Genomic DNA, 20,376 nt, shown 5'->3' with positions numbered 1-20,376 from the left:
CACCCCACAGGTTGACGGATCATTTTTCTGCGAAACCCGGCAACCGTTCCAAATCGATTCCAACTGAAGGATCAATCCTTTGCCAATCGGGCATCTGGTTTCGGAACCAGGTTTCCTGTCGTTTTGCATATTGCCGCGTTGCAACAGTGAGCCTGTTGATAGTTTCGTCCAGACTGGCCTGCTGCGACAACAAGTCCCGGATTTCGGCGATTCCTATGGCGCGCATACCGGGCAGTTTTGGCGAGAGACCCTTGCCCAGCAATGCCCGGACTTCATCAATGCCTTCCTCGCCCACAATCATTGCAGCGCGCCTGGCGATACGTTCGTGAAGCCAGGCCCTTGGCGGAGCCAGCACCAGGCGCAAAGCGTGTTCGGGTGACAGAAAGGGCGTTGCATGTTGAGCTTTTTGCAAGACGCTGAGCGGTTGGCCAGTCGCAAGAATGACTTCAAGAGCACGGGCAAGCCGTTGCGGATCGGCAAGTTCACCAGCGGCGACAATGTCTCCAGCGTCCGCAAGCGCTTTTCTGAGCCCTTCGACCCCTTCCCTGTCCGCCAGATCGCGAGCTCTTTCGCGAATGTCCTCCGGTATATCCGGAAGCTCCGCAAGCCCTTGCGTTAAAGCCTTGAAATAAAGGCCTGTACCGCCAACCAAAATCGGTACGCGTCCTTCGGACCAGACAGCCTCCATTTCTGCACTTGCCATTCGCAACCAAGCGCCTGTGGAAAAAGCCTGTGAAGCTGGCAAGACACCGTAGAGGCGATGCTCGGCGTCGCGCTCCTCGCTCGGGGACGGTCTTGCACTCACAAGGCGCAAGTCTTCGTAAAGCTGCATGGAATCGGCATTGATGATCACTCCATCCAGTCTTTTGGCAAGATCCAGGGCCAAAGCAGACTTGCCGCTCGCCGTGGGTCCGGCTATCAAAATGGCGCGCCACCCGATTGTTTTCTTTCTCTTGTCTTCCAAGGCTTCATCCATGTCTCTTGTCGCCACCCTGGTTTCCACTCCAACGGCTCCTGCGGTGAACGCGGATCTCATCAGCAAGGCGGAGGCTGCTCTTGGAGTAACCGGTTCCGCGACGGTGCTCAATCCGGGTGTTGCAGCCGATATCCGGTTTGAAGGGCCGAACGCAAGTGCCGCTGACACATTGCTTCGCGATGTGATCGGGCGGGCACCTGTTGACGTATTTGTCCAGGCTCCTGACAAACGTCGCAAGAAACTGCTGATCGCTGACATGGATTCCACCATGATCCGGCAGGAATGCATCGATGAATTGGCAGCTGAACTCGGTCTGAAAGACAGGATTTCCGAAATCACCGAGCGCGCAATGCGTGGCGAGATTGAATTTGAGCCGGCATTACGGGAACGGGTTGGCCTTCTGGAGGGTTTACCCGTCTCCGCGATCGACACGGTGCTGAGCAACCGCATTCAGCTGATGCCCGGTGGCCGGACACTTGTTCAGACCATGAAGTCTGACAGCGCCTATTGCGCGCTTGTGTCGGGTGGATTCACACATTTCACCAAAGCCATTGCCGCCATGATCGGCTTTGACGAAAATCAGGCTAATACCCTGCTTGAATCGAATGGCAAACTGAGTGGTAAAGTCGGCGAGCCGATCCTGGGCCGGGATGCCAAGCGAACCCGGCTTGAATATCTGGTTGCCGAAAACGGCCTGGATTTCGAAGATACATTGGCGGTTGGTGACGGTGCGAACGATCTTGCCATGATCGAGCGTGCTGGATCAGGTGTTGCCTATAGGGCCAAACCGGCCGTTGCCGCTGCCGCCGACTTCCGCATCGACTACGGTGACCTGACGGCCCTTCTCTATCTTCAGGGATACGCCGAAAAAGATTTCGTACTGAGCTGACCCGAGCCCACTGGATCAAAAAAAGGCGCCGTCACCGGCGCCTTTTTCTTGTTCAGGGCAATCCTGATGAGACTATTCGTCCTCAATTCGCACTGGAACAAAGCGAACATCGCCTGAGGGGTTGGCCAGCAGCAACAAGGCAGACCGGCGCCCGCCTTCCTTGAGCTTCTCAATCTCGGCCTCGACGTCTGCCGGTGTTTCCACCGGTTCCTGAGCGACTTCCTTGATCACGTCACCCGCCTGGACCCGTTTTTCTTCTGCAGAAGAACCAGCCTCGACTTCAGTCACAACAACGCCGGTGACATCAGCTTCAATGGAGAACTGCTCACGAAGCTCATCGTCGAGTTCAGAGAGCGTCATTCCGAGGACTTCGCTCTTCTCAACCGGCTTTTCTTCCTGCTCTTCTTCAGTTGTCGCGCTGGCTTCGGTAACGTCGTTCTCTTCCAGACGCTCCAGAGTGACGCTGATAGTCACTTCTTCACCCTTACGAAGAACGACGACTTCCACATCCTTGCCGATAGCTGTTTCGGCAACCATGCGCGGAAGTTCGCGCATCGCTTCAACTTCACTGCCATCGAACTTGATGATGACATCTCCCGGCTCGATTTCGGCTTTCGAGGCAGGGCCATCTTCAGTCACGCCGGCAACCAGTGCACCCATCGCCTCGTCCATACCAAGGCTCTCAGCGATCTCGTCGGTGACTTCCTGGATGCGCACACCCAGCCAGCCGCGCCGTGTTTCACCGAACTCCCTGAGCTGATCGATCACGCGCGTGGCCGTTTTCGCCGGAATGGCAAAGCCGATACCGATCGACCCGCCGGAGGGAGAAATGATTGCTGTGTTGATACCGACGACATTGCCCTGCATGTCGAACAGCGGACCGCCGGAATTGCCCCGGTTGATCGATGCGTCGGTCTGAATGAAGTTGTCATAAGGACCGGAGTTGATGTCGCGGTTTCTTGCCGACACAATTCCGACGGTAACCGTTCCGCCCAGGCCGAACGGGTTGCCGATTGCCATCACCCAGTCGCCAACACGTATGGCATCTGAGTCACCAAGCTGGACGGCCTTCAAAGGCGTTTCGGGCACCACTTTCAAAACGGCCAGATCTGTCTTTTCATCCGTTCCGAGAATTTCCGCCTTGAGCTTGGTGCCGTCGTTGAAATTCGCTGTGACCTCGTCAGCGCCTTCAATCACGTGATTGTTCGTGATGATGATGCCTTCTTCGCCGTCAATCACGAAGCCCGACCCAAGCGATTGAACGCGGCGAGGTTGGCCATCGTCACGGTTCTGCCGGTTGAAGAATTCTTCAAAGAACTCCTGGAAAGGAGACCCGTCCGGAACCTGGGGCATCGGCACGCTGCGCCTGCCCTGTACAGTTTGCGCGGTGGAAATATTCACCACGGCATCTGCCAGGTTTTCCGCAAGGTCAGCGACGGAAACCGGTCCTTGTGCCTTTGCGGTCTGAATGGGTTGAAACGCGATCATTCCGCCGAGAACGATGCCCGCCGCAGCAAAGGCGACCCGGGACATTCGACGGCGAACAAAATTTGGAGCCATAGGGCTTTCTCCTCATCCCAGCCGATTGGACTGCGGTCCGGCAGAAAAAGCCGAACAAGACAGCCGATGGGTTTCAATCAGGCCTGTTATCCAAACCAGAATATAGAACGGGCGGGAGGATTTTGCCCCTCCCGCCCGAAAACTTTTCGTTATCCGCGTATGATCCACACAACAAATAGTCCAATGGCGGCCACGATCAGGCCTGTGGTGCGCAAAGTCTGGTCTGAGGTTTCAAGCGCACTTCGCATGATGCTCTTCATGCCACCGGGCACCAGAGCATAGAGCACACCTTCCAGAACCAGCACCAAACCAAGCGCCGTCACAAGGTCATTCATTGCGCGGCGAGTGACGGTGCACCAGTAGAGATGCCCGACCCGCCGTTGTCATTGTCCGAATTCGGCGCGTTCACACCAGTTGGATCCTTAAAGAAGCGGAAGAAACTGGAATCGGGTGACAAGACCAGGCTTGTATCCCCGGACCGCAACCCTGCTTCATAGGCCTGCATGGACCGGTAGAAGGCAAAGAACTCAGGGTCAGCGCCGAACGCTTCTGCGAAGATCCGGTTCCGTTCCGCATCACCATCACCGCGAATGATCTCTGAATCCCTGTTCGCCTCAGCGACAAGAACCGTCGCATCACGATCCGCACGGGACCGGATACGGCGGGCGACTTCTTCACCCTGCGCGCGGATTTCAGTGGCTTCACGCTGACGTTCCGTCTGCATTCGGGCATAGATGGCCTGAGAGTTCGCATCGGGAAGATCGGCACGGCGGATCTTCACATCGATCACCTCGATGCCAAGTTCCTCAGCATTTGCACTCACATCCCGGCGAATGGCTTCCATGGTTCCTGAGCGGTCGTCACGAACCAGTGCGACAAAGCTCGTGCGGCCCAACTGTGAACGAAGCGACGATTGCAGAAGCGTCGACAGGCGCCGGTTAGCAGTCAGAACAGTCTGAACACGTTGATAGAACAGCACCGGATTGGAGATCTTGTAACGCGCGAAGGCGTCCACAACCAACCGCTTCTTGTCCGAAGAAATCGGCTCCAGTGGCGGCATGTTGAGGTTCAGCACACGCTTGTCCAGATAAACAACATTCTGGACGAACGGGATCTTGAAGTAGAAACCGGGTTCGGTTCTCGGTTCATCCACAATCTTACCGAACTGCAATACCAATGCCTGCTGGGTCGGATTGACGATGAAGACTGACATGTAAGCGCCAACGGCGACTACGATCAGAAGAAGGGCAAGCAATCCACTACGCATGATCAGTTCCCTCCTGTCCGAGCGGTCGGCGCATTGCCGCGGCCGTTCAGGTCATTGAGCGGCAGGAACGGCAGGACACCGGAGCCGGATGTTTCGTTGTCGATGATGATCTTGTTGTTGGCTCCCAAAACCTTTTCCAGAGTTTCGAGATAAAGACGTTCACGTGTCACATCCGGAGCCTTGATATACTGCTCGTAGATCTTGCTGAAACGCTGAGACTGACCGGTCGCCTCGGCGATTGTCTGATCCCGGTAGCCGTTGGCACCTTCAAGAACACGTGCAGCTTCACCACGCGCTTCCGGCACAATCCGGTTTGCATAGGCTTCAGCTTCGTTTCGGATACGCTCCTGGTCGGCGCGAGCCGCCTGAACGTCACGGAACGATTCAATGACCTGCGCAGGCGGGTCAACACGCTGCATCTGGACTTCAGCAATCTCGACACCAGCGTTGTAGCTGTCCAGCGTAGTTTGCATCAAAGTCGCAACGTCGTTCTGAATGGACACACGATTTTCAGTCAGGATCGAGTCAATATTGGAAGCGCCGACGACTTCACGCATGGCGCTCTCTGCAACCGCCTTCACGGTTCCATCCGGCTCCTGAACGTTAAACAGGAAGTCGGTGATGCCTTCCCGCGTATTCTTGATACGCCACAGGACCTTGAAGCCTACGTCGACGATGTTTTCGTCGCCGGTCAGCATCAGGCTTTCTTCCTGAACGTCGCGTGCGCGCACAACACCGGAGCTGGAAACGCTTTCCTCGGTTCCGACCGTGGTTTCACGCTGCAGCTCAACCTTCGGCGTATAAACTTCACCAACCGGATATGGCCAGTTGTAGTTCAGGCCCGGGGGCGTCTGGTCGGCAACTTCACCGAGCACGAGCTCAACACCGACTTCACCTTCGTCAACGACGTAGAAACCGGTTGCGAGCCAGACGATCGCGACAATACCTGCAACAATCAACACGCCAAGAAAACCGAGGCTGCCACCGCCGCCGCCCGGCAGAACGGTTTTCATGCGGTCCTGGGTACGCTTCAAAAGTTCTTCCAGGTCTGGCGGATTACCGCCTCCGCCCCGGTTCGGGCCACCGCCCCACGGACCGTTGTTGTTACCGCCGCCGCCACCACCGCTGCCCCAAGGGCCGCCGTTGTTGCCGCCGCCTTTCCAGGGGCCGCCGCCACCTGACTGATTGCTCCAAGGCATCAAAACTTCCTTCTTTGACATCCGGCAGTCCGCCGGATTTGGACCCAGGACCCGTGGTCCTGAGCCGCTTTTGACTCACCGTTGGTTATAGGGAGGTTACCCGTGGCTTTCAACGTAAAGCCCGGCGCTATTTCCCAAAGTTCGTAAACAGAACCAAACCATATTGTCGGTGCACTTTCCCTCGCCGCAGGTGGGGTATCTCGGCGGTTCTGTCAAGGCCAAACAACACGAGTTCTGCCTGCCCGGCATGAAACCGTCAGGGAAGGTGGACCATATCGACATGTGCAATGCCGTCTTCATCATACTCGTCCGACACGGTCTGAAATCCCAGCGACCCGTAAAAAGCCTCCAGGTGTGCTTGTGCGGAAACGTGGATCTTGCACGCCGGAACCAGTTCTCGCGCCTTTTTGACACCTGCCAGCATCATCTTGCGCCCAAGGCCTGTTCCGCGCCCCTCAGATGCAACAACAACCCGCCCGATGCGCGCCTCGACAAGCTCAGTGTCTGAAGAAAGCCGTATGGCACCCACCAGGGTGCCAGTGTCGCGATCTTTCACCAGATAATGCAGCAATTCGGGGTCTTTACCGTCAATATCGGCATAAAATGACGCCTGCTCCAGAATGAAGATATCCTGACGCAGCCGCAAAAGCGCATAGACTTCGTATTTGTCCATCTCTTCAAAGGACGCCCAGCGCGCATCGAGATTTTCAGCCAATGTCATGTAAGTTCCACCGTGACTTCAGGATGCCGCCTTGCGGCGGTACGTCACATAAATGAAATCCGCGCTGTCTTTTTCGCCTTTCTGTCCAGGCTCGCGGCAGGTTACTTCCCAGATGGACGGGTCGATTTCCGGAAAGCTTGTATCTCCGTCAGGGTCCGACTGGATTTCGGTTATCTCAAGCCGGTCTGCCTGGGGCATCGCCTGGGCATAGATCTGCCCCCCGCCAATACACATGATTTCCTCAGCTTGAAGATCGTTTGCAAGCTCTTCGGCCCGCTGCAGGGCCGTCTGAAACGACGTTACAGCCTCGGCTCCGGCTGGCGAATAGTCCGGATCTCGCGAAACCACCACATGAGGGCGACCGGGCAATGGCCGTCCTCCAAAGGACAGGAATGTCTTGCGGCCAAGAACAACAGGCTTACCCATTGTCATTTTCTTGAAGCGCTTCAGGTCGCTCGACACCTTCCAGGGCATGTCGCCTTCTGAACCGATAATTCCGTTTCTGGCAACTGCTGCGACAAGAACGAGCTCAGGCAAGACCAACTCCGAATCCGGTTTTCAAACTGCTGGCCGCGTCCTAGCATGGATTGCCGCACTGAGAAAAACCTTCCCTTGACGGTCTAAGTTTCGAAAGACTGTCGGATCCGTCTCTTCGTAAACGTTCTTGACCGGCAACGTTGCAAAAGGGAGCTTTAAAAAAATGTCCGAACTTATGGAAACCGTGCTTCTAGAGCGCATCCGCACCTTTATTCCAGACAAGGCCGTTGAGCAAAAACGCATGTTTGGCGGCACATGCTTCATGGTCAACGGCAACATGCTGGTCTGCGCCTCAAAACGCGGTCTGATGGCCCGCGTCGGCAAGGAACAGGAAACGGCTGCTCTTGCCAGACCGCATGCGTCGCCCTGCAGACCCGCAGGCCGTCCCATGCCCGGGTTCATCCGCATCGAACCTGATGGCATTGAAAGCGATGGCGATTTGAAAGACTGGATCGAGATGGCACGTGCTTATGTCTGTGCTCTGCCACCCAAGGCGGTAAAACCCAGGAAACGCAAATCTGAGAGGGCGATTTGATGACCGAGCCCGGATTTCAGAAGGAAACTTTCTTGTTTTTGAAAGCCCTTGCCGCCAACAACAGCAAAGACTGGTTTGACGCCAACAAGTCGGACTATCAACGCCATGTCAAAAAGCCGGCCGATGCCTTTCGCCCAGCCATGAACAACGCTCTGCAAACGCTGACAGGCCATGAGATGACGTCCAAGCAGTTCCGGATCAATCGGGATCTGCGCTTCTCAAAGGACAAGACGCCCTATAACACCCACATCCGGATGGCTTTCTGGCCCGTTGGCGCTCCCTTTGAGGGAAGAGACGCGCAACCCCCGAGCTTTTTCCTGTCAATCGAGGCGGACACCATTCGCTTCGGCACAGGATGCATGGCCTTCTCCAAACCCGTTCTCGGAGCGTATCTGACATTGCTGGAAAAGGGGGCTGGTGAGAGCATTTCAAAGCTTCTCGCGCTTGCGCGATCCGATGGTTTCGAGGTCTCCGAACCGGATCTGGTAAATCCACCACGTGGATTTCCAAAGGATCACGCCTATTCCGACCTTGCCCGGCACAAGGGGATTACCCTCTGGAAAGATCTTCCGGACCCGGGCTGTCTGCAGGGCGACAGCGCCGTAACAGCACTCACCCATGCATGGAAACCTGCTTTGTCCTTCTGGCAATATTTCGCCGATCTGCAGGAAAGAACTTGATCCAAAGCGCTTTGGAAACTAAACCCATCGGCACGTCCCACCCTTAGAGACATAATTCGATGGCAATATCCAAAGACTTGGCAGCGCGTTTTCCCAATGACTTTCTGTTCGGCGTTGCAACCGCTGCCTACCAGATCGAGGGAGCTGCCAATGAAGACGGACGCAAGCCAAGCATCTGGGACGCGTTTTCAAAGATGCCGGGCCGGGTCTACAAGGGGCATTCGGGGGATGTGGCATGCGACCATTATCACCGTTGGGAAAGCGACCTCGACCTGATCCGGTCACTGGGCGTCGATGCCTACCGGTTTTCGATCGCCTGGCCTCGCATCCTGCCTGACGGACGCGGCCAGGTGAACGAAAAGGGCCTCGATTTTTATGATCGCCTGATCGACGGGATGGTTGCGCGTGGCCTCAAGGTTTTTCCAACGCTCTACCACTGGGACCTGCCACTGACGCTTGCCGGTTACGGCGGCTGGACCGCTCGCAACACGGCAGAAGCATTTGCTGAGTATGCCGAGATCGTTGTTAGACGGTTGGGCGACCGCATGGACGCTCTGGCAACGATCAACGAACCCTGGTGCATTTGTCACTTGAGCCACCTTTATGGCGTCCATGCACCTGGTGAAAAGAGCCCGGCAGCTTTTGCTGCTGCTATTCACACATTGAACCTTGCACACGGACTTGGTGTAGAGGCCGCAAGGTCGGTGCGTCCGGACCTGCCCATGGGTATCGTAATCAATGCTCATTCCGTTTATCCGGCAAGCGGGTCGCCAGTCGATCAAGGCGCTGCTGAACGTGCCTTTGAATTCCACAACGGTCTTTTCTTTTCGCCGCTTTTTGAAGGGTCTTATCCCGCTGAGGTGCTCGAAGCCTATGGCGAGATGATGCCGATTGAAGACGGCGATTTGCAAACCATCAATCAACCTCTCGATTGGTGGGGCCTGAATTACTATACGCCGCTGCGGGTCAAAGATGATGGCTCAGCTGACACCCTTTATCCGCGAGCTGAAGTCGTTCCACCAAAGCCCGGTCCTGACCTGACCGACATCGGCTGGGAAATCTACGAGACCGGCCTGTCCGACCTGATGAAGGGTCTATATGAACGCTATAGCCTGCCGCCGATGTTCATCACCGAAAACGGCGCGTGTTACAACGATGAACCGGTGGATGGGGCCATAGGCGACACACGTCGGATTGACTATCTGGACAAGCATTTTCGCGCCGTTGCTGACGCCAGGGACGCCGGTGTGCCGGTCAAGGGGTATTTTCTCTGGAGTCTGATGGACAACTACGAATGGGCAGAAGGCTATAAGATGCGCTTCGGCATTGTTCATGTCGACTATGACACGCAGGTCCGTACCCTTAAGGACAGCGCCCTTTGGTATCGCAATCTCATTTCAGAGCATGTCAGCGCCCGTTGATTTCACGCGGCCTTCCGTAAATTGGCGAGGATGATTTCGCTCCACACGCGTGTGGGCGGGATCCACGCCATCCAATTGTTGTAGTTTCCTGAAAAGACGACCGCCGCAATGTCCGCTTTTGGGCAGAGGAACAAGCGCTGACCGCCATTGCCGAAACCGGCAAACCAAGGTGTTGGACCACCTAGAGCGGCAACCGGTGCCTGCCCACAGAACCAGAAGTACCCATAATCCAGCCCTTCGCTTGTTGCCACGACTGGGCGCAGCGAGGCATTGAGCCAAGCCTCCGGGATAACACGGCGGCCCTCGTAAACACCGTTGTTGAGCACCATCCGGCCGATTTTCAGGAGGTCCGGTGCCGTGAGCCTCAATCCGGAGGCCGGAGAATGTGTCCCGTCCTTACCCGCATTCCATTCGAACCGATTTATGCCGAGTGGTCTGAACAGCGTTTCATTGGCAAAGTCAGGCAAAGTCTTGCCTGTTCCCCGTTGCAGAATCTCACCAATCAATGCGGTTGCGCCACCGCTATAGACCCAGCGCGTTCCCGGCTCGGCCACGAGGGGGCGCTCAAGAACATAGCGAAATCGGTCCGGCGCCATTTCCATCGCAATCTCACTGTTCTCCGGGTCTGTATAGGGACGTGCTTCATCCCATTCCATTCCAAGCGTCATGGTGAAAGCATGTTCGATGGTCCGCAGCTTTCGTTCAGGCTCTCGCGCAAGATCCTGATAGTCTGGAAACAAGTCGAGTATCGGTGTGTCCAACCGCGGCACATCCCCCCGTTCCAGGGCGATGCCGTACAGCAGGCTGACGATGCTTTTCGAGACGGATCTCAAATCATGAAGCGTACCCGCGTCGAATGCGACCTCACCGAGAGGCCGGCCCCAGTTTTCATCGGTGCCTTTGCCATAGCTCTCCAGAACCGTCTGACCACCCCTCTCTGCAAGTACGCAATGCAAGAAGGGCAACAAACCGGCTTCCTCACCCGCCTGTAGTTTTCGTCCAATCATCGGATCGAAGCCACGCTCTTCGGCAATCAGCGCATGGGGCGACAAAGAAAGGCCGTTCTGAAAATTCATTTTTAAAATCCCCTGGAAAAAGCAACTTGGAAACGCAAAGTTTCAGCCCGAAAAGCGAGCATTCTGTGACGCCTAATGTAGTGCCAGGACCGGCACCTTGACCTTCCCCTCACTGGAGCCGCCACTGTTTGAAGCGACAGGGGAACAAGTCCACGCGGAGAACACTGAAATTGGATCGCAGAACTTTCCTGAATGGGTCACTTACCGGAGCAACCGCAGCAATGTTGCCGCGATTTTCGCTTGCCGCGACAGCGGACGGGTATTTCGAGCTGACGGCTGCAAAAGGCAGCCGTCGCCTTTTTGGCGACGATGACGAACTTTCAGAACTGTGGCTCTATAATGATCGCCTTCCCGGTCCAGAAATCCGGGTCAAGCGCGGCGAGCGTGTGAAAGTGCGCTTCGTCAACACACTGGATACGCCAACTTCGGTCCATTGGCACGGTATTCGTATCGACAACGCCATGGACGGCGTTGCAGGACTGACGCAGGACGCTGTCGCGCCGGGCGAGAGCTTCGACTACGATTTTGTGGCGCCGGATTCTGGCACCTATTGGTATCACGCCCACAACATGAGCTGGAACCAGGTTCCGCGTGGTCTTGCCGGACCACTCATCGTCGCAGACGAAACTCCTGCCTTCGATCCTGACTGTGACATCACGATGATGCTGAGCGACTGGCGGCTGGACGAAGACGGCCGCCTCGACACAAACAGTTTTGGGGCGCGCCACGACTTTTCCCATGCAGGTCGCCTGGGCAATTGGCTGACCGTTAACGGAAACTCGCTCCCCGACATCCGATTGAAGAAGGGACATTGGCACCGTCTAAGACTGATCAACAGCTCAGCATCCCGTATCCTGGACCTTGCCCCTGCCCGCTTCGGCGCTAGACTGATCGGGCTCGATGGTCAGCTATTCGATGCCCCGAGAGAAATTGACGACCTTGTGCAGTTGTCTCCTGCGCAGCGGATGGATTTGATCTTGAAACCAGAGACGAGTGAAACGCTCCCCTTCGAGTTGATGACGGGCCAAGCTTTCACTTTCGCAAATTTTGTCGTTGAAGACGCCAATCCGGGTTCAGCCAATCTCAAGCTGCCACCAAAGAACACATTGCCTGAACCTGACCTGGAAAACGCGCTGAAGTTGCCGCTTGATATGGCAGGCGGTGCCATGGGTGGTATGCGCGCTCTGATGCGGACACGTTCGGAAGACGATCTGCGACAGATGATGTCCGAGGGGCAATTCTGGACACTCAATGATACGGCCGGCATGTCGGAGCAGCCTATGGTCACCGTAAAGCGCGGTCAGACGGTCGTATTGGACAGTCTCAATGAAACCAGCTTTCCCCACGCCATGCACATTCACGGTCACCACTTCCGAGTTCTTGAACGCAATGGCCGTGAACTGGTCCATCAGGACTGGCGCGACACGTTCACAAGCGAACCAAATGAGCAGGTAAAGATCGCATTCGTTGCCGACAATCCGGGCAAGTGGCTGATCCACTGCCACATGCTCGGCCATGCGGCATCGGGCATGATGACATGGTTTGAGGTGACTTGAACCTGGCTCGGCACTAAACCGCGATCGGCGCGGCAATATGCGGATGCGGATCGTAACCTGTGAGCTCGAAATCTTCGAACTTGAAAGCAAAAAGATCTGCAACGTCCGGGTTTATCTTCATTTCCGGCAACGCACGCGGTGACCGCTTCAATTGCTCACGTGCCTGTTCGAAGTGGTTTGAATAAAGATGCGCATCGCCGAAAGTGTGTACAAAATCCCCAGGCTTCAGCCCGGTGACCTGAGCCACCATCATGGTCAGCAACGCATAGGAAGCGATGTTGAATGGCACGCCGAGGAAAACATCGGCTGAACGCTGATAGAGCTGGCAGGACAGTTTTCCGTCCGCCACATAGAACTGAAACAGCGAGTGACACGGCGGCAACGCCATTTCATCGACGAGTGCCGGATTCCAGGCTGACACGATCAGACGACGACTCTCCGGATTGGTGCGGATCATGGTGAGCAGATTGGCAATCTGGTCGATAGAGCGCCCGTTCGGGGCCGGCCATGAGCGCCATTGATAGCCATAAACCGGACCGAGTTCTCCGTTCTCGTCTGCCCAGTCATCCCAAATCTTCACACCGTTCTCTTTCAGATAACGGATATTCGTGTCACCTGCCAAAAACCAGAGGAGCTCGTGAATGATCGATCTCAAATGAAGCTTCTTGGTGGTGACCAGCGGAAAGCCAAGTGAGAGATCGAAGCGCATTTGGTATCCGAAAATCGAACGTGTTCCGGTTCCGGTTCGATCACCCCGGTCAACACCTTCTTCCAGAATTTTCGCCAGAAGATCGTGATATTCCTGCAAAGCTTGGCCCTCGATAACCCAAATTCGGCTGGTCAGCGCTAACTTGGCAGATTCTCAGGAAATCGCACCCCTTAGGTCCGACTTTCCCCAATTCCCGATCGATCTGTGGACGAGCTTTCCCGGCAAAGCAGTTTCGAACCGGCAAAAACCCTTTCATTTCAGAACCGGAGTCCCTATATCAAAGGGGCTGGTTCGCCAGCTATGGCAATAAACTGTCAGTGCAATAAACCTATCGGACCCGGGGGCGGTACCCGGCGCCTCCACCCAAGCTCATGAGGCTTAACGATCTGAATTCTCATGAGTTTCGGCGGGGGCGAAATAGGATCGACGAGGGCGTAAAGACTGTTCTTTTGCTCGGCATTGTACCACCGTTATCGGGCTGTCTTAATAGTTGCAAACGACAACTATGCTATGGACAACGCTGTAGCTGCGTAATGCAGTTCCAGTAGTCCTTTAAAGCCCTGCTGGATTAGCACCGGTAGGCGGGGTTCGGAGGCACCTGGCAACAGAAGCCTCCACTTGATTTTCCCAACTTTGTTGATTGATTGACCTGCCTTCGAAGGTGAAGCCTGATAACATCATCGGGAGAGGCGGATTAATCTGGGTTCACTTTGAAAAGAGCCTTTTCTTTTTGATCTCGGACCGTCAAAGTGCTGTTGTTAGATGATATTTCCAGCGAGATTCGACGAAAACTGATGTCTGAAGACCTTCTGCGATACGACATTTTGATCCAGGACGCGCTGCGCAGCGCCGTCAAAAAGATACTGGCCGAAGTCGGACGCACCGGCCTGCCCGGGGAACATCATTTTTACATCGCCTTCGACACCAACGCGCCAGGTGTCAGAATTTCCCAGCGTCTCAAAGAACGCTATCCGCAGGAAATGACGATTGTGCTTCAGCACCAGTTCTGGGATCTGGCGATTGGCGAACACGCGTTCGAAGTCGGTCTCTCCTTTGGCGGTGTACCGGAGAAACTTCTGGTGCCGTTCTCAGCCATCAAGGGCTTTTTCGATCCATCCGTCCAGTTCGCGCTTGAATTCGATCCAGGCAAGACAGCGGAAGAACTGCCAGAAGAACTCCTCGAAGCGGTCGAGGAATTGGCCAAGGTCGAACAGGAACACGAAGACGGCGAAGAAAAGATCGACCCAAGCTCGGTTGAATCTGCCACACAGGACGGTGTCAGCGATGACAAACCCGTTGCCATCCCCACTGGCGATGGTGGTGGGGAAGTCGTTTCACTGGATGCCTTCCGCAAGAAGACCTGACGTTCGGAGCCGACCTTATGAGCGCGGAGATCATCAATCTGCGCATGGCGCGCAAACAGAAAAACCGGCAGGACAAAGACAAGGCGGCCGAAGACAACCGGCGCAAGTTTGGACGGTCCAAGACAGAGCGCGACGCTGCCCGACAACGCCGCGAAAATCTCGAGACAAAGATTGAAGGTCATCGTTTGGAAGGCGTGAAGCCTTCTGACGAGGACCATGACGTTTGACAAGACATGGCGCTGCTCAAACGCTCCCTCACCCTGCATGGCCACCGCACCAGTCTGGCGCTGGAGCCCGAGTTCTGGGAAGTGGTGGATGAGAAAACCCAAGCCGAAAGACGGTCGCTCGCAGGACTTATCGCTGAAATTGACGACAATCGCGATCCCGAAGACCCACTGTCTTCTGCAGTCAGGGTCTGGGTCCTGAAACAGATCCGGTCAGCAATGGATTAAAGCTGCACTAGCGTGCGCCGGGAAGAACAAGCGGCGCGCCGACATCACGTGTGATCAGGTCCTCGATGGAAACCGGAGGATCGAGCGGTGGCAGAGCGTTCGTCGGCTTGGCAGCCGGCGCTGAAGCCGGCGGCGGCACCGGCGCTAATGCATCGGAGCCCAACACTGCCCGGATGCGCTCAGCGAACGGCTCCTGGGATTCGGTCGGCGCTGCAGTACTTTGCCTGCTGGGCGCAGGTGCAGCTTCCTGTGGTGCCGCTGAATTGTCCTGACCGGTATCACCGGATTGTTCCCGTTCCAGGCGCAGTCGTTCTTCTTCGGCGGCAAGCGCGGCGGCTTCGGCCGCCAGTCTTTCACGCCGTGCTTGCGCTTCTCTTTGCTGCTTCAGCTCTCGAACAAGCCGGTCACGCTCCATGATTTCCGCCTGGAGCTTTTCGACCCTCTCAACTTCCTGCTCAAAGGCTCTCAAGGTCAGATAGGCGGTAAAGGGCGCGATATCGACGCGCCGGGACGGCGCATCCAAAGCGCCCTCAAACAACAGACCGACCTGCGGCTCTGCCCCTGTCACGGCATTCTCACCCGGGTCGACCTTCACTGAGAAGTCCGCGTCGAGTTCGTTCGTTCCAAGATCAACTTCTGCCGACCCGAATATTTCAGCACGCTGCGAATCCACAACCACATTTCGGGCGCTCAGCCGGCCACCAACAAGCGTCAGAGTGCCATCAACACGTTCGAATGGCAGGTTCCCGGCAGACATATGGCTTACGAAGACTTCGCGAATCCTGTCATCCTGCAGGTCCAGACCCGCATCGACAGCGCGCGTCACGAGTGGGAACGCCTGCGGGCTCAAGCTGCGGAAATCACCGTCTTCAAGCGCAAATGTGCCGCCACCGCTCAGTCCCGTGACAATCGCCGAAATGGATCGCCCAGCGCCTTCAAATTCCAGGAAAAGATCTAGCGTGCCAGAGGCCACTGCCCGGTCGCCCGGACGCCAGACAACCTGCCGCAAGTCGCCGTTGTCGAGTTTCAGCCGCCCCGAAATTGCAGCTTCGGCCTCTGACCTGCGCAACGAAAGGCTGCTGGTCAGTGCCCCACCCGCGAAGACACCGTTCAGACCGTCGAGACGCATCATCACCGGGGTCAGTCTGAGTTCCGCGTTCGGGTTGGAAATCTCGAGCGTTTCATCAATGATCATTCGATCGGCCTGGAGGCCAAGCGTCAGGTCAAACCCTTCAAGCAAGGGAGTGCCGAAAGGAGCGGTCGGCCAAATGCTTGATCCGTCTCCGGCGGAAAACCATTGATCAGGTCCAAGAACTAACTCGCTCAAACCGCGAAGATCAACCTGGTTGAGCGTAAGTTCTCCGTCAAAACGGCGGTTCCGTTCACCCGGTGCGGGCTCCATATCACCTTCAAGTCGTCCCTCGAACTGCGTCTCCCCGATCTTTCCTGAGGCTTTGGTCAGCGCAAGAGCTGTTCCGACACCTTCAATTTCAAGATCCAATTGTGCCGGAATTGTTCCCGTCATAATTGGCAAGACGCGTCCGGCCATCAGCGCAAGCGGCGCCAGGTCGGAGGTTTTCGCACCGACCCTGAAGCGGAAGTCAGGATCGGCGTCCTTCTTCAGCGTTACCGTGCCCTCAGAGGTCAATTCCGAAGTACCGACCTGTGCAGCGACATCGACTTCCAGCCCCTCTTCCGGAACGCCCTTGGCACTCAGAGACAATTGCCCATTACCACTGGTTTCAACTGGAATGACATCGAAACCCAGTTGCTGGAGCAACTTGCTACCGTCAGGGCCAAGCATGGAAACGGACAGATTGACTTCTGCATTCTGCCAAGTGTCGACCCGACCTTTCAGCTCCGCGTCGATTGTGGTCTCAGCACCTCCTGCTGCACCTTCAAGGCGAAGGGTCATATCCGTCCCGTCCCCTGCCGCAGCCGCCTTGAGTTCACCGTCGAACTTTGCCGGAACCAGACTGCTTGCGGCTTTTTCAAGCCGCTCTGCAAAGGCCGTTTCAGGCAGAAGGCTCCCGGTCAGTGCAACAAGACCTGACAGGTCACGCGCATCAAGCGTTCCGGTGACGGCGCCATCTGGAGCGGAGAACAGATTGTCGATCCGGCCTTCAACATCAAAGCGCGCACCTGCGAGATCGTCCGCAAACAGCCTGTCAATCCGGACGCCGCCATCGGAATACTCTGCTTCCAAGGCAACGCCCTCACCCTCGACACCGCGGGCGACCACTTCCTTGGCTCGCAATCTCAGGGAAACGTCGAAACCTTCCGGGTCTTCCGTCTTGCCTGACGCATCGCGCTCCGGGCGCAATAGACCTGCCAGACTTTCGATCTGGTCCAGGTCGAGCCGCTCGGCATCGAGGCTGAGAGAGAAAACTGAATTTCCGTTTCTCGGCTTCCGATAGGCGAGACCACCGCGTGCCTCTGAGCCTGAAAGCGTCAGCCTGAGATTGTCCAGTGCGGCTCCTTCTGGCACCAGATTCAGCCGCCCCTCCAACGAGACAGGATCAATGGCCGTCACGCCGGTATCTCTTTGGCGCCACCAGCTCAAAAATGCGCCGGGCTGCTCTGAGCTGACAGAAACAGCGCCGCGATAGGTCAGCTCCGGGTCGAGACCAAGGTCACCCTGTGTCGCGACCAGAGTACGCCCTGGCAACCGCCCTGCCAGTCGGGCAACGCGCCAGCCACCCAACATGGTTTCAAGATCAAGACGTACGTTTTGGATGATGCCGCCACCGGCCACCACGGCCGGCACATCCATTGAAAGGGCACCGTCGATCGGAGGCAGCGGTACGGCCCGCAGCGCGGCGACCAACTGCCGGCTGGCAGTCTCCAGCTCAACAGGAGACTGCGGTCCGCCGCCCAGCAGCCTGTCAAGATCAACCTGTTTGGACTTGGTGCGCACTTCAAAGCGTTTATCGCCTGCATAGACAAGATCGGCGCTGCCGGTCATGCCCAGGCGATTGTCTTCAGGACCATAGCGAAACTCGAACGCAGGAATGGCAACTTCTGCGATGTCCGCAGTGAATTCACCTTCTGCCTGCCAGATATTCCGGTCGTTTTCCTCCATCGGAACGGATGCGATATTGAAGCGACCGCCGAAGGCAGGGGCAGCATCCACCTCGTTGAGCATCCCGTCGAAAGAGAAATTCACCGGGCGGTTTGTTGGTGTCACTTCACCCTTGATCCGCAGGCCCGTGTCTTGCTGGGCACGTCCGGTTGCAAGGCTGATATTGTATGGTGCACCGTTGATCGAAAGACTTCCTGCCGCTTTGAATGGACCAGCCAGAGAGCGGGCACTTACGGCAAGATTGCCATTGTCGATCCTGTGGGTCTCTCCGGAGCGGGCGTCAATCACCGAGAGAGCACCGTCGCGTACAGTCACTTTTTCAAAGGCGATGTCTTCTGGCGGCAGTTTGGACAATGCCCCGCTGGAGGTGATTGCCGTCAGCCAGTCCAGTCGGCCACCTTCGTCGAGAGAAAGCGTCAAGTGCGGACGGTCGAGCTCCATGTCAAGAACGCGGATCTCGCCTTTCAGAAGCGGCGGCAATTCGATCCGAACATTGAATTGCGACACAACGAGAAGCGGATCTTCTGCCTCACCGACGCGAACATCGGAAAAACTGATGGACGGCGCCGGAAGCAAACGCAGATCCGCCTCGCCGAGCACCGTTACCCTGTGGCCCAATGCACGCTCTGCATAGGTCTCAAAAGTGGAACGATAGTTGGTCCAGTCGACAAAAAACGGCCCTACCAGTGCGGCAACCAGCACCAGAATGACGGTAATTCCCAATGTGATATAGACGGAGTTCAGGCCTTGTCTCCTTGTGCTCCCGGGTCACCGTAAGTCATGCGGGATAGATTTAGCCTATCTGTGCTGCACTGCAAACACAGTAACATAAAACTGTCTGTGCTCCGGCGGGCAACCGCAATTGGCCACCGAAGCTTAGCGATCTGATTCGATACAATATCACGACTGCGGCAGTATCTTGCCCGGATTCATAACATTGCCCGGATCAAGCGCCTGTTTTAAGGCCTGCATCACATCAAGTGCTTCGCCATGCTCCCGGCGCAGGTACTTCTGCTTGCCCTGGCCAACACCGTGTTCACCAGTACAGGTTCCCCCCATATCGATGGCACGAATGGCGAGGCGTTCCACGAATGCTTCCGTCCTGCGCTTTTCCTCTGGATCATCGAGATTGACCAGGATCTGAACATGAAAGTTGCCATCGCCGACATGACCAACGATGGGGGCCAGAAACCCTTCAGAACGGATATCTTCTGCTGTTGCGGAAACGCAATCGGCAAGCCGGGAGATCGGCACGCAAACGTCCGTCACCATGATCTGTGCATCTGGCTTCAACGACTTGCCTGCCCAATATGCGTCATGACGCGCTGCCCAGAGCTTTGACCTGTCCTCGGCAAGCGTGGCCCAGTCAAACGGGCCCCCGCCCATTTCCTCAGCAATGGCTGAAAAGGTCTCGGATTGTTCCCGAACGCTGGCTTCAGATCCATGGAATTCAAGAAACAATGTCGGCGTCTCGGCCAACTCAAGCTTCGAATACGCGTTGCAGGCCTTCACCTGAAGACTGTCCATCAGTTCGATCCGTGCAACAGGCAAGCCCATCTGAATTGTCGCGATAACCGCATTGCATGCAGACTGGACGTCAGGGAAAGGACAGACACCGCCTGAAATCGCTTCGGGTTGACCGTGCAGTCGGAGCGTTAGCTCCGTAATGATCCCGAGCGTTCCCTCCGACCCAACGAAAAGCCGGGTTAGATCGTAGCCGGCAGAAGACTTTCGCGCGCGTCCACCAGTGCGAATAATTCGACCGTCCGCAGTCACGACCGTCAAGCCAAGGACTGCGTCTTTCATCGTCCCATAGCGGACCGCGTTTGTCCCGGATGCACGCGTTGCCGCCATGCCGCCAAGGCTCGCATCCGCGCCAGGATCAATTGGAAAAAACAATCCCGTATCTCGGATGAAGCTGTTCAATGTCTTGCGCGTGACGCCCGCTTCAACCCGGCAATCCAGGTCCTCGCTATTGACTTCCAGTACCTTGTCCATCCTGGAGAGGTCGATCGAGACGCCGCCGGACGGCGCGTTGACATGGCCTTCCAACGACGATCCCGTGCCGAAGGGGATAATCGGGACCTGATGCGCTGAGCAAATCCGGACTGCCTTCGCAACTTCTTCCGTCGACAGGGCGAAGATGACCGCATCGGGTGGCTGGTTTTTCAGCCAAGTCGTTGTGTGGGCATGCTGCTCTCGAAGCGCATGCGAAGTTGAAAACCGCTCACCGAAAAGATCGCTCAGTTGCGACAGTGCCGTACTGAAACGTTCAGGCTGACTGGCGTCTTGCACGTCATCCAATGCGGTTGCCAAATCAGACATTTATTCCATCCTCCACGGGTCAGGGTT

At 56.3% G+C, this 20,376-nt stretch carries 19 protein-coding genes and 1 other RNA gene; 9 read left to right on the top strand and 11 right to left on the bottom strand.

Going from position 1 to position 20,376, the window contains the following annotated elements; translation table 11 throughout:
* Positions 1 to 19 precede the first annotated feature (19 nt).
* Complete coding sequence (gene miaA / locus K1718_RS10075; RefSeq protein WP_265684270.1) at positions 20 to 976, bottom strand: tRNA (adenosine(37)-N6)-dimethylallyltransferase MiaA; 957 nt, start codon at positions 974 to 976, stop codon at positions 20 to 22.
* On the opposite strand from miaA, the gene serB reads away from it, so the two are divergent.
* Positions 975 to 1,865 carry a phosphoserine phosphatase SerB gene (serB, locus tag K1718_RS10070; RefSeq protein WP_265684268.1) on the top strand — a complete coding sequence of 297 codons (891 nt, stop codon included), beginning with the start codon at positions 975 to 977 and terminating at the stop codon, positions 1,863 to 1,865. The genes miaA and serB overlap by 2 nt on opposite strands.
* Positions 1,866 to 1,937: 72 nt before the next feature.
* Here the strand turns inward: serB and K1718_RS10065 are convergent, their stop codons facing one another.
* The 6 genes from K1718_RS10065 to K1718_RS10040 all read right to left on the bottom strand — a co-directional run bounded on the left by K1718_RS10065 (position 1,938) and on the right by K1718_RS10040 (position 7,155).
* Entirely contained in the window at positions 1,938 to 3,425 is a 1,488-nt protein-coding gene (locus K1718_RS10065; RefSeq protein ID WP_265684266.1) for a Do family serine endopeptidase, read from the bottom strand.
* 149 nt (positions 3,426 to 3,574) lie between these two features.
* Entirely contained in the window at positions 3,575 to 3,760 is a 186-nt protein-coding gene (locus K1718_RS10060; protein ID WP_152500799.1) for a DUF2065 domain-containing protein, read from the bottom strand.
* Positions 3,757 to 4,692, bottom strand: a complete 936-nt coding sequence (gene hflC / locus K1718_RS10055; RefSeq protein WP_152500798.1) for a protease modulator HflC — start codon at positions 4,690 to 4,692, stop codon at positions 3,757 to 3,759. The genes K1718_RS10060 and hflC overlap by 4 nt, the downstream gene beginning before the upstream one ends.
* Before the next feature lie 2 nt (positions 4,693 to 4,694).
* Positions 4,695 to 5,891, bottom strand: coding sequence for an FtsH protease activity modulator HflK (gene hflK, locus K1718_RS10050; protein WP_152504216.1), 1,197 nt, complete (start codon positions 5,889 to 5,891; stop codon positions 4,695 to 4,697).
* A gap of 256 nt (positions 5,892 to 6,147) precedes the next feature.
* Positions 6,148 to 6,612, bottom strand: coding sequence for a GNAT family N-acetyltransferase (locus K1718_RS10045; RefSeq protein ID WP_152500797.1), 465 nt, complete (start codon positions 6,610 to 6,612; stop codon positions 6,148 to 6,150).
* 18 nt (positions 6,613 to 6,630) lie between these two features.
* The gene (locus K1718_RS10040) at positions 6,631 to 7,155 is read right to left on the bottom strand and encodes a dihydrofolate reductase (RefSeq protein ID WP_152500796.1); all 525 of its coding nucleotides are present in this window, start codon (positions 7,153 to 7,155) and stop codon (positions 6,631 to 6,633) included.
* A 157-nt stretch (positions 7,156 to 7,312) separates the two neighbouring features.
* On the opposite strand from K1718_RS10040, the gene K1718_RS10035 reads away from it, so the two are divergent.
* Genes K1718_RS10035 through K1718_RS10025 form a run of 3 tightly spaced genes read left to right on the top strand, consistent with a single transcriptional unit; the run spans position 7,313 to position 9,785 of the window.
* Entirely contained in the window at positions 7,313 to 7,684 is a 372-nt protein-coding gene (locus K1718_RS10035) for a TfoX/Sxy family protein (protein ID WP_152500795.1), read from the top strand.
* Positions 7,684 to 8,364 carry a DUF2461 domain-containing protein gene (locus K1718_RS10030; protein WP_265684262.1) on the top strand — a complete coding sequence of 227 codons (681 nt, stop codon included), beginning with the start codon at positions 7,684 to 7,686 and terminating at the stop codon, positions 8,362 to 8,364. The genes K1718_RS10035 and K1718_RS10030 overlap by 1 nt, the downstream gene beginning before the upstream one ends.
* A gap of 59 nt (positions 8,365 to 8,423) precedes the next feature.
* Complete coding sequence (locus K1718_RS10025) at positions 8,424 to 9,785, top strand: GH1 family beta-glucosidase (RefSeq protein ID WP_265684260.1); 1,362 nt, start codon at positions 8,424 to 8,426, stop codon at positions 9,783 to 9,785.
* Between the two features lie 2 nt (positions 9,786 to 9,787).
* Here the strand turns inward: K1718_RS10025 and K1718_RS10020 are convergent, their stop codons facing one another.
* On the bottom strand, positions 9,788 to 10,861 hold the full coding sequence (locus K1718_RS10020; protein ID WP_265684258.1) for a serine hydrolase domain-containing protein: 1,074 nt from the start codon (positions 10,859 to 10,861) through the stop codon (positions 9,788 to 9,790).
* Positions 10,862 to 11,031: 170 nt separating this feature from the next.
* On the opposite strand from K1718_RS10020, the gene K1718_RS10015 reads away from it, so the two are divergent.
* Positions 11,032 to 12,417 (top strand): multicopper oxidase family protein, encoded by a 1,386-nt coding sequence (locus tag K1718_RS10015; protein WP_265684256.1) that lies wholly within the window; start codon positions 11,032 to 11,034, stop codon positions 12,415 to 12,417.
* Positions 12,418 to 12,430: 13 nt separating this feature from the next.
* On the opposite strand, the gene K1718_RS10010 is transcribed toward K1718_RS10015, so the two are convergent.
* On the bottom strand, positions 12,431 to 13,225 hold the full coding sequence (locus K1718_RS10010) for a thymidylate synthase (protein ID WP_265684254.1): 795 nt from the start codon (positions 13,223 to 13,225) through the stop codon (positions 12,431 to 12,433).
* Between the two features lie 147 nt (positions 13,226 to 13,372).
* Between K1718_RS10010 and ssrA the strand changes: the two genes are divergently transcribed.
* The 4 genes from ssrA to K1718_RS09990 all read left to right on the top strand — a co-directional run bounded on the left by ssrA (position 13,373) and on the right by K1718_RS09990 (position 14,942).
* Positions 13,373 to 13,745, top strand: a transfer-messenger RNA (tmRNA) gene (gene ssrA, locus K1718_RS10005).
* Positions 13,746 to 13,920: 175 nt separating this feature from the next.
* Positions 13,921 to 14,490 carry an SspB family protein gene (locus tag K1718_RS10000; RefSeq protein WP_265684252.1) on the top strand — a complete coding sequence of 190 codons (570 nt, stop codon included), beginning with the start codon at positions 13,921 to 13,923 and terminating at the stop codon, positions 14,488 to 14,490.
* A gap of 17 nt (positions 14,491 to 14,507) precedes the next feature.
* A complete protein-coding gene (locus tag K1718_RS09995) occupies positions 14,508 to 14,717 on the top strand; it encodes a DUF4169 family protein (protein WP_265684250.1) in 210 nt (69 codons plus the stop codon).
* A 6-nt stretch (positions 14,718 to 14,723) separates the two neighbouring features.
* Positions 14,724 to 14,942, top strand: a complete 219-nt coding sequence (locus K1718_RS09990; protein ID WP_152500787.1) for a ribbon-helix-helix domain-containing protein — start codon at positions 14,724 to 14,726, stop codon at positions 14,940 to 14,942.
* A gap of 7 nt (positions 14,943 to 14,949) precedes the next feature.
* Here the strand turns inward: K1718_RS09990 and K1718_RS09985 are convergent, their stop codons facing one another.
* Together K1718_RS09985 and K1718_RS09980 are read right to left on the bottom strand one after the other, a co-directional pair.
* On the bottom strand, positions 14,950 to 18,726 hold the full coding sequence (locus K1718_RS09985) for an AsmA family protein (protein WP_285806068.1): 3,777 nt from the start codon (positions 18,724 to 18,726) through the stop codon (positions 14,950 to 14,952).
* Positions 18,727 to 18,924: 198 nt separating this feature from the next.
* Positions 18,925 to 20,349, bottom strand: coding sequence for an FAD-binding oxidoreductase (locus K1718_RS09980; RefSeq protein WP_152500785.1), 1,425 nt, complete (start codon positions 20,347 to 20,349; stop codon positions 18,925 to 18,927).
* Between the last annotated feature and the right edge of the window lie 27 nt (positions 20,350 to 20,376).

It is taken from the genome of Roseibium porphyridii (genome assembly GCF_026191725.2).
In the GTDB taxonomy this organism is placed as follows: Bacteria; Pseudomonadota; Alphaproteobacteria; order Rhizobiales; family Stappiaceae; genus Roseibium; species Roseibium porphyridii.
Note: the sequence above shows the minus strand (reverse complement) of the source record. Positions and strands in the feature narration are given on the sequence as shown.